12 protein-coding genes are annotated in these 9,122 nt (G+C 69.1%); 5 read left to right on the top strand and 7 right to left on the bottom strand.

Going from position 1 to position 9,122, the window contains the following annotated elements; genetic code table 11:
- From KDH83_RS03670 to KDH83_RS03655, 4 genes are all read left to right on the top strand, one after another.
- A partial coding sequence (locus KDH83_RS03670; RefSeq protein WP_212312887.1) for an efflux transporter outer membrane subunit occupies positions 1-691 on the top strand: 691 nt, incomplete at its 5' end.
- A gap of 16 nt (positions 692-707) precedes the next feature.
- On the top strand, positions 708-1,439 hold the full coding sequence (locus tag KDH83_RS03665; RefSeq protein WP_212312885.1) for a TetR/AcrR family transcriptional regulator: 732 nt from the start codon (positions 708-710) through the stop codon (positions 1,437-1,439).
- Between the two features lies 1 nt (position 1,440).
- The gene (locus KDH83_RS03660; RefSeq protein ID WP_212312883.1) at positions 1,441-2,073 is read left to right on the top strand and encodes a hypothetical protein; all 633 of its coding nucleotides are present in this window, start codon (positions 1,441-1,443) and stop codon (positions 2,071-2,073) included.
- Positions 2,074-2,087: 14 nt separating this feature from the next.
- Positions 2,088-2,780: a winged helix-turn-helix domain-containing protein gene (locus KDH83_RS03655; RefSeq protein ID WP_212312881.1), complete on the top strand. Its 693-nt coding sequence runs from the start codon at positions 2,088-2,090 to the stop codon at positions 2,778-2,780.
- 10 nt (positions 2,781-2,790) lie between these two features.
- On the opposite strand, the gene KDH83_RS03650 is transcribed toward KDH83_RS03655, so the two are convergent.
- Positions 2,791-4,986 carry a mechanosensitive ion channel domain-containing protein gene (locus KDH83_RS03650; protein ID WP_349291599.1) on the bottom strand — a complete coding sequence of 732 codons (2,196 nt, stop codon included), beginning with the start codon at positions 4,984-4,986 and terminating at the stop codon, positions 2,791-2,793.
- Between the two features lie 279 nt (positions 4,987-5,265).
- Here KDH83_RS03650 and KDH83_RS03645 point away from each other — a divergent pair, with 279 nt between their 5' ends.
- A complete protein-coding gene (locus KDH83_RS03645) occupies positions 5,266-5,571 on the top strand; it encodes a hypothetical protein (RefSeq protein WP_212312894.1) in 306 nt (101 codons plus the stop codon).
- Between the two features lie 44 nt (positions 5,572-5,615).
- Here KDH83_RS03645 and KDH83_RS03640 read toward each other — a convergent pair whose 3' ends face one another.
- The 6 genes from KDH83_RS03640 to nrdB form a co-directional block, all read right to left on the bottom strand.
- Complete coding sequence (locus KDH83_RS03640) at positions 5,616-6,068, bottom strand: VOC family protein (protein ID WP_212312877.1); 453 nt, start codon at positions 6,066-6,068, stop codon at positions 5,616-5,618.
- A gap of 82 nt (positions 6,069-6,150) precedes the next feature.
- Positions 6,151-6,756: a flavodoxin family protein gene (locus KDH83_RS03635; RefSeq protein ID WP_212312875.1), complete on the bottom strand. Its 606-nt coding sequence runs from the start codon at positions 6,754-6,756 to the stop codon at positions 6,151-6,153.
- 129 nt (positions 6,757-6,885) lie between these two features.
- Entirely contained in the window at positions 6,886-7,329 is a 444-nt protein-coding gene (locus KDH83_RS03630; RefSeq protein WP_212312873.1) for an SRPBCC domain-containing protein, read from the bottom strand.
- Complete coding sequence (locus KDH83_RS03625) at positions 7,326-7,649, bottom strand: metalloregulator ArsR/SmtB family transcription factor (protein WP_212312871.1); 324 nt, start codon at positions 7,647-7,649, stop codon at positions 7,326-7,328. Before KDH83_RS03625 ends, KDH83_RS03630 begins: the two co-directional genes overlap by 4 nt.
- Before the next feature lie 59 nt (positions 7,650-7,708).
- Positions 7,709-7,990, bottom strand: a complete 282-nt coding sequence (gene yfaE, locus KDH83_RS32835) for a class I ribonucleotide reductase maintenance protein YfaE (RefSeq protein ID WP_212312869.1) — start codon at positions 7,988-7,990, stop codon at positions 7,709-7,711.
- Entirely contained in the window at positions 7,987-9,120 is a 1,134-nt protein-coding gene (nrdB, locus tag KDH83_RS03615) for a class Ia ribonucleoside-diphosphate reductase subunit beta (RefSeq protein WP_212312867.1), read from the bottom strand. Before nrdB ends, yfaE begins: the two co-directional genes overlap by 4 nt.
- Positions 9,121-9,122 lie beyond the last annotated feature (2 nt).

Raw genomic sequence — 9,122 nt, 5'->3', positions numbered from 1 at the left:
GGCCGGCGTCAGCGACATGAGCCCGTACCTGGCGCCGCACGCTGGCGACGCGCCCATGCTGGTGCAGCAGCTGGCGGCGGGAACGCCGTCCGAGATGCTGGCCAACCGGCCGGACATCCTGGCCGCCGAGCATCGCCTGAAGGCGCGCAACGCCGATATCGGCGCCGCGCGCGCGGCCTTCTTCCCGCGCATTTCGCTGACCGGCATGTTCGGCAGCGCCAGCTCGGACCTGTCGGACCTGTTCAAGGGCGGCCAGCGCGCCTGGTCCTTCGCGCCGCAGGTCACGCTGCCGATCTTCGATGCCGGCCGCAACCTGGCCAATCTGGACCTGGCCAAGCTGCGCAAGGACATGGCGGTGGCCGAGTACGAGCAGTCCATCCAGACCGCGTTCCGCGAAGTCATGGACGCGCTGGCGGCCACCGACACGCTGCGCCGGCAGGAAGACGCGCAGCGCGCGCAGGCCGCCAGCAGCCAGGCGGCGCTGGCCCTGTCCGAAGCGCGCTATCGCGGCGGCGTGGACAGCTATCTGCGCTACCTGGACGCGCAGCGCAGCGATTTCGCCAATCAGATCGCGCTGATCGAGGTCCGCACCGAACGCCAGGCCGCGCTGGCCTCGCTGTTCCGCGCCCTGGGCGGCGGCTGGCGCGGCGGGAAGGACGACACGGTGGCGCAGGCCGCGATTCGGCCTTGAGACAAGGGAGCCGCTGATGGCCAGACGCAAGCAGGGCGAAGCCGGCGCGACGCGCGACGCGGTGCTCGATGCCGCCGAAAGCGGCTTCCGCCAGCGGGGCGGCGCCCACGCCTCCGTGGAATCGATCGCGGCGCAGGCCGGCTGGTCGCGCGGCGCGGCGAGCTATCACTTCCGTGGCAAGGCCGAACTGCTCAGGGCGGTCCTGGCGCGGGGGCGTCTGCCGCTGCTCCAGGACCTGCGGCGGCTCGCGCTGGCGCAGGAGCCCGTCATCCCCGCGCTGCTGGCTTGCGCGCAGCGCTGGATGGATGCGTTGCAGGGCGACCCGCATGCCAGGAACGTCTTCGGCATCCTGGCCTGGGCCTATGACTATGCCGACGACTACGCGGGCATACGTCGCGAGACGCTGGCACTGGGGCTGCGGGAGTTCCGCCTGCTGCGCGCGCTGTTGCGGCGGGCCGAGGCGGCGGGCGAACTGCGCCAGGGTCTGGACGGCCACGAGTGCGCCCGGCTGCTGGCCGCGTGGTGGCTGGGGACGGCCGCCAGCTGCGTGGCCACGCCCTACCGCGACGGCGTGGCCGCGAGGCCCCGGCACGCGCGTTCGCTGCGGGTTCTGCATGCGCTGATCACACGGCCGGATCCGGCCGACGATGCGGCGCAGCCCGCCCATGGCGCGGGACGGCGCAAGCCGGTCGTGAAACGCACATTCTTTGGCGGCGCCAGGACGGCGCCGGGCACGGCGTCGCGCTGACATGTTGTTCCTGACCGCAAGCTACCTGCTGATCTACGCGAACATCGCGGCCGTCGTGCGCCACGTGGGCGGGCGCCTGGACCGCCGCTCGATATGCCTGGGAGTCGGCCATGCGCTGGCGGGCGCGGCGGCCCTGTCGGGCCTGCTGCTCGGCGCCGAGGTGATCGGGCCGCCGGCCTGGGGCGGGCTGACCCCGGATACGGGAAACCGGGCGCCCCTGGCCTATTTCGTTGCCGGCGCGCTGAGCGTCCTGCTTCTGGCCGCCTCGCGGCGGCGCCAGGCCGCGCCGGAAGGCGAGCGCGGCCGCGCTGCGCGGGGAACGGGGCGCCTGTGGCTGGCGGCGATCGCCGGCGTCTATGTCTGCCTGGCCGTCGTGGACCATGTGAATTTCTTCCGCGATCCGACCGCCACGCGCAAGGTCGCGCCCGCCCTGGTTGGCGAGGAGCAGGCCTGCGTCGGCGATGTGCTGCTGGTGCGCCTGGATGCGGATACCGCCGAGTACCGGTGCCCCACTTCGGTGCTGCTGGGGCGGCACTATCGCGAGGTCTTCGCGCCGTGGCCCGGCTATGACGCCGGATCCAGCGTCGCGCTCAAGCGGCAGCTCGACCCGCCGGCGGCCGGCGCCCTGCGCTGACGACGGACTCTCCCATGGCCAAGATCCTGCTCATCGCCGGCGACCTGACGCAGTCCGACCTGATGGCGGCGTTTCTCGCGCAGCACGATTTCGACCCGGCGCAGGTCAGTCGCGGCGATCTGGCGGTCCAGGCGTTTCGTCGGCATCGCGCCGAGATCGTGGTGCTGGACGCGTCGCCGCCCGGCCGCGATGGGCTGCGGGTCTGCCGCGATCTGCGCGCCATCTCGGCGGCGCCGATCCTGATGCTCTCCGACATCCGCAACGGCCAGGCGCAAGTCCAGGCACTGGACGCCGGCGCCGACGACTATGTGGTGAGGCCCGTGTCGCCGCATGTGCTGCTGGCGCGGATACGCGCGCTGTTGCGTCGGCGCAATCTGTCGCCGCTGGCGCCGCATCGGCTGGCATTCGGCGAACTGGTCATCGACTGCGAGCAACGCCTGGCCTGGCAGCGCGGCGCGGAGGTGGCCCTGACCACGATGGAATTCGAAGTGCTCTGGGCGCTGGCGAGCGACGCGGGCCGGGTGCTGTCGCGGCAAGCGCTGATGCAGCGGCTGCGCGGCATCAGCAATTCCGACCAGCGCAGCAACATCGACGCCTGGGTGAGCCGGCTGCGCCGCAAGCTGGAAGCGGACTGGCATGCCTCGTCCCGCATCAAGACGATCCGGGGCGAGGGCTATCTGTTCGTGCCGGAGATCGAGGGCGGCTGAGCCCGGGGCGTCACGCCGGCTTGTCCGACGCCTCGTCCCGTTCGGAATTGCGGGACTGGCGCATGCGCGACAGCTGCACGTTCAGGCGCGGCATCGACGGTTCCAGGCCGGCATGGTCCAGCCGGCGGCGCAGCCGCAGGTTGAAGGCGCGCTGCACTTCCCATTGCCGCAACGGCGCGGTCTTGAAGCGGAAGCGCAGCACGGCCTGGCCGTTGTCGAAGCTCTCCACGCCCTGCAGTTCCATGGGCGACCACATGAAGGGATAGATCGCGGGGTCGCCGCGCAGCTCCGCCGCCACCTCGCGGACCAGCGTCACGGCGTCGTCGATGGGCATGGTGGCCGGCACCGGCCAGCGGAACATGGCGTAGCCGAACTCGCGCGAGTAATTCTTGATGGTCTTGATCTGGCTGAACGGAATCGTGTGCACCACGCCGTCCAGGTCGCGCAGGCGCACGGTGCGGATGGTCAGCCCCTCGACCGTGCCCAGGTGGTTGCCCACGTCCACGTAGTCGTCGATGGACAGGGAATTCTCGATGATGATGAACAGGCCCGTGATCAGGTCCGTGACCAGCGACTGCGCGCCGAAGCCGATGGCCAGGCCGATGACGCCGGCGCCGGCCAGCAGCGGCGTGACGTTCATGCCCATGTTGGCCAGCGCCACGATGATGGCGATCACGGCGATGGTCGCCATGATGGTGTTGCGGATCAGCGGCAGCATGGTCAGCGCGCGGACGTTGGCGCGGTTCTTGCCGCCGGTGCCCAGGGCGTGCTGCAGCGCGGTGTCGGTCAGGATCCAGATCAGCCAGGCCACCAGCATGGTCCCGATGAAGCTGGCGGCGCGCGGGCCGAATTGCGAGCCGCCTTCCATCAGGCCGGCCAGCGACATGTCCAGCATGCGCAGGCCGATTTCCACGAACAGCAACAGGTTGGCGATATAGAGCAGGGTATAGCCGAAGTACCTGAGCTGTCCCAGGTAGGCCGTGCGCCGGTTGCCGTCGCGGGCGCCGCGCAGGTAGGCGCGGCGGATGACGCCGCTCACCGCCATGCCCACGATCGCCACCAGCGCGCACAGCAGCGCCCGGCGCATGACCTGGCCGCTGTCGTCGGCGGCCGCCACCGTGCTGATCAGCGAGATGCCGACCAGGAGCAGGAACGGCACGAACCACAGCGGTCCGATCAGCCGCAGCAGCTCCTGCAGGCCGCGGCGGTTGGCGCGGCGCTCGCGCGGCTGGTTGCGGATCAGGTGGGCGATGGGGCGGCGGAACCGCAGCACGAACAGCGCGCTCAGGAGCGCCGCCGTCACGTTGGCCAGCAGGCCGGCGAATTGCGAGACGCCGGGTCCGAACACGCTCATGATCTCCGGGTCGTGCAGCGAGTCGCCCAGCGCGGCCAGGCTGCCGATCAGCCACAGCGGCAGCGGCGCGCGCCGGTGCAGGATGTCCAGCGCCCGGCTGCGGTGCGGACCGTCCAGCAGCGTCAGGCAGACCAGCGACAGCGACGAGAACAGCGCGCCGGCCAGCAGCACGTAGGCCAGCACCAGCGCGCCGAGCTGGCCCACGGAATCGGGCATGGCGACGGACAGATACAGCGTGATCACGAAGGCGATGGCCCAGGGCGCCAGCTGCACGGCGGCCATCCACAGCAGTTGCCTGGGCTGCGAGCGGCTGCGCGGCGTCTCGGCGGCCTTGCCGCGGCGTCCCAGGCGCCGGGCGATCCAGCGCAGCGCCAGCGCCAGGCCCGCCCAGATCGCCGAGACCACCAGGAAGTCCCGGATCAGCGACGGCCATTCGCGCCAGGCGGGCAGGCCGGCGGTGATCTCGGTCCGCGCCTGCCGGTACAGCGTGGTCCATCGGGCCACCGGGCTGTTGGGGCCGTCGAGCCGTTTTTCCAGGCCTTCGGCGGCTTCGCGGATGAAGGCGAGGATGCCGCCCTGGGCGGTCTGCGTATCCTGCTTGGTGGCGTCGCGCAATTGCTTCAGGCGGTTCAGCAGGTCCGTGCGCGCCTTGTCGTTCTCCAGCGTCTGGATGACCTGGTCGAGCGATTGTTTCAGCTGCGCGTTATCGACCGGCTTGTCGGCGCTGGCTCCGGTCAGCGCACCCAGGGGGCCGGGCAGGGCGGCGGAGGCGGTCGTGGCGAGGTTCAGGCCCAGGACGAGGAGGAACAGCGACAGGCAGTGAAAGAGGGCGGAACGGGTCCAGGCGCGCACGATTGCTTCCGTGTTGATGATAGGGACAGGTTTTATCGGAGTATTGGATGGGCCGCAAGGGCGGCGCCGGCCCGCGCGCCGGACCATGCCAAGCCCAGGCTTGGAAAAAGGCGGCGGCGAGCCGACGCCGCCGCGCCCCACAGATCTTCACAGATGAACACAAGTCTGCCGCACAAATGCGCCGGGGCCGGACGCACAATGCGCTCAGTCATGGCCGAGGCGCGCGCGGGAACGCGGGCGGTCGCGGCCGACTTCTCCCGCCTACAGAGGATGCCCATCATGCCGACCCTTCATCGTATGCAGACCCTTGTCGCCGCCGCGCTGCTCTGCGCCACGGCCGCCGTCTCGGCCGCGCCCGTCGCGCCCGAGGTCCCGCCGGCCGGACCCAAGCCCGTCGTGGTGCAGAGCGACAGCGCGCCTCAGGGCACGGCCGCGCCGGCCGCCTCGCCGGAAGGCCTGCGCATCGGGCTGTCGGATAGCGGCACCAAGCTGGTGCTGCCCTGGTTCGTGACGGAACTGACCGACGCGGTCAATCAGGGCAAGTCGGCCAGCGACACCGCCAAGGCGCTGGCGCAAGGCTTCTGAGGGGGGGGCGGCGCCGCGCGGGCCGCCGTTAGTCCCGGCGGCCGCTATCGGTCCGTGCCGTGGGCGGACCCTTGCGCCGGCCGCTCGCCGAGCGGCTCCGAGAAGCGCAGCAGGTAGCCGTCGGGATCCTGCACCAGGAACTGGCTCACGCCGATTTCGATGGCATTGCTGCGGTACCAGCGTTCCTGCCGGGCCAGATACAGCGGCCAGCCGGCGGCGGCCAGGCGCTCCAGCAGCGGTTCGACCGCCCGCACCGTGATCTCGAAATTGATGCCGCGGCCGCGCGGCGCTTCCAGCGGCGCGGTGATCCAGTTGTCGTCGCCGCGCACTTCTTCCAGCATGAATTGCGCGCCGTCCAGGTCCAGGTAGACGAAGCCTTCGTCTTCGCGCTGGTAGACGATGTCAAAGCCGCACAGGTCCATCCAGAACGCCAGGCTGCGCGACAGGTCGCTCACCAGCAGCTCGGGCACCATGCGGGCGAGGCGCGGGTCGGTCATGTGTGTCTCCGTTGGTGTGAAGTGGCGTCATCATGACAGAGTCGCTGATGCCGGAGGCTTCGATTCCCGGCGCCGTCCGTTGTTATGCGGCTATGCCCAGGCTGGCCTTGCCGCGCGCCAGCTGCATGGCCAGCGCGGCGACGCGCTGGCCCAGGTGCCGGGCGGTGGCGAGATCCGATTCGGGCGGCACGACGTCCGCCGACTGATCCACGTTGGATTGCGCGGCGGCCCCCAGCCAGAACCCCAGGCGGTTCAGTTCCTGGTCCGAGCCCTGGCTGGAGTTGTTCGTCGGCGGCAGGGCCACATTGACCCAGTGCATGCCGTGCTGGGCGGCCAGCAGCGCGATCTGCATCAGGCTGGCGAGCTTGTCGCCGGCCAGGGCGCCCGAGTTCGTGAATCCCGCGGCGAGCTTGTCCTGCCATGCGCGGCCCTGGGCCAGCACAGCGTGCGAGCTGGCTTCCTGGAACGTCTTGAAGGCCGCGGAGACCCCGGCCATGTAGGTGGGCGAGCCAAAGATGATGCCGTCGACGAGGTTCAGCTCATCCCAGCGGGTCTGGGCTTCATCGGTGGTCATGAGCAGCGCTTGCGCGCCCGGCACCTGCTCCACGCCGGCGCATACGGCCTGTGCCTGCCTGGCGGTATGGCCGTAGGTGCTGTGATAGACGATCGCGATTCGAACGGTGGGCATTTGTGAGAGGTCCTTGAAGGAGTGCGGCCTGAGCCTGTCTGTCGCTTGCGCAAGGCAAGCACCGCCCTGGGCGCCGGCTATCCAGCCGGCGTCCTGGGAGTGAAACGAGAACGTGGGGGGCGGCTGGCGCTAGTCGCCGGACAAGCCGGCGATCTGGTCCAGTTTGTCCAGGAATCCGGGCCAGCTCCGGTCCAGGCGCTGGTAGCTGAGCGCGGTCGTGGACGGGAAGCCGGACTGCTCCATGCGCAGCAGGGTGCCGCCTTCTTGCGGCGTCAGCGTCCAGGTGACGATGGTCTTGAGGCCGCTGGCCGATTCCGTTCCATCGCCCCAGCGATAGGCCAGCAGCCGGGCAGGCTCCACCGTGATCACCTGGCAGTGCGTGACGCCGCTCCATTCCGGCAGGGGCGCCGGCGCGCGCAGCGTGAAGCGGCGGCCGACCTCGGGCACGAAGTCGTTGGACATCAGCCACTCATCGATCAGCCACGACTGCGTCAGCGCGCGCCAGACTTTCTCGGGAGCATGGCGCAGGCGGCGTTCCACGATCAGGCTGTGCGACTCCGGCGCCGGCATCATTCGTCCATCCTGTCCAGCAGATCGGACAAGGCGTCGAGTCGATCCCGCCAGAAGATGCCATAGACGCCGAGCCAGTCGATCAGGGGCGCGAGCCCCTGCGCCCGGATCCGGTAGTGGGTTTCCCGTCCCTCGCGCCGGTCGTCCACCAGCCCGGCGCGGCGCAGCACGGCCAGGTGCTTGGACACCGCCGGCTGTGAGATGCCGGCGTGCGCCGTCAAGCGGCCGACGGTCTGCTCGCCTTCATGGGAAAGCCGCTGGAAAATCGCCCGGCGGGTGGGGTCGCCCAATGCGGCGAATAGATCGTTGGCGTCTGGTTCCAATTCATAGCTCGCTGGTTATTGATTTGAATTATAGTCAGGGAGTTATGAATCTTCAATTGTCAGGGAGAGGTGAGCGCCTCGTCCGCCTGCCGCAGCCAGCACGCGACGGCGACGGGGCCGTCGGGCCTGCAGCAGCAGGGCAGCACCTCGCCCGGCCCGACGAAGGCCAGCGGCGCCGTGGTGTACGACACCTTGCCGGCCTCCAGCTTCAGCCGGCAGGTGCCGCAGTAGCCGCTGCGGCACTGGTACTCGACATCGTGCCCGGTGCGCTCCAGGCCCTCCAGCAGCGTCTCGCCCTCTTGCAGGCGGAACGTGGCGTCGGACGTGGAGACGGTCGTCACAGCTCGATGTCGCTCAGGTCGTCGGGCGATACCTGGGCGTCGATCTGGCCGACCAGGTAGGAGCTCAGTTCCACTTCCTGCGGCGCGACCTGCACGGTGTCCGAGGACAGCCAGGTGTTGATCCACGGGATCGGGTTGTGCTTGACCTGGGCGAAGGCCGGCGCCAGGCCCACGGCCGTCATGCGCAGGTTGGTGATGTACTCGACGTACTGGCTCAGGATGTCCTTGTTCAGGCCGATCATGGAGCCGTCGCGGAACAGGTACTCGGCCCAGAGCTTTTCCTGGGTGGCGGCGCGCTTGAACATCTCGAAGCATTCCTGCTCGGTCTCGCGCGCGATCTTGGCGAAGTCCGGGTCGTCCTGGCCCGAGCGCATGATGTTCAGCAGGTGCTGCGTGCCGGTCAGGTGCAGCGCCTCGTCGCGGGCGATCAGGCGGATGATCTTGGCGTTGCCTTCCATCAGCTTGCGTTCCGCGAAGGCGAACGAGCAGGCGAAGCTGACGTAGAAGCGGATGGCTTCCAGGATGTTCACGCTCATCAGGCACAGATACGTCTTCTTCTTCAGCTCGTATTCCGAGATGCGATGCGTCTTGCCATTGATGACGTGCTCGCCCACGCCCAGCTGCGCGTACAGCATGGACGGGCCGATCAGGTCGTCGTAGTACGAGGCGATGTCGGCCGCGCGCAGCCGGATGTTCTCGTTGCTGACGATGTCGTCGAAGATCACCGAGGGATCGGGGACGATGTTGCGGATGATGTGCGTGTACGAGCGCGAGTGGATCGTCTCCGAGAACGCCCAGGTCTCGATCCAGGTCTCCAGCTCGGGCAGCGACACCAGCGGCAGGAAGGCGACGTTGGGGCTGCGGCCCTGGATGGAGTCCAGCAGCGTCTGGTACTTCAGGTTGCTGATGAAGATGTGCTTTTCGTGCTCGGGCAGGCTCTGGTAGTCCAGGCGGTCCTGCGAGATGTCGACCTCTTCGGGCCGCCAGAAGAACGACAGCTGCTTCTCGATCAGCTTCTCGAAGATCGCGTATTTCTGCTGGTCGTAGCGCGCGACGTTGACCGGCTGGCCGAAGAACATCGGCTCGGTCAACGGGTTGTTGCTGGTCTGGGAAAAAATGCTGTAAGCCATGA

This window comes from Achromobacter sp. Marseille-Q0513 (assembly GCF_018195695.1).
In the GTDB taxonomy this organism is placed as follows: Bacteria; Pseudomonadota; Gammaproteobacteria; order Burkholderiales; family Burkholderiaceae_B; genus Achromobacter.
Note: the sequence above shows the minus strand (reverse complement) of the source record. Positions and strands in the feature narration are given on the sequence as shown.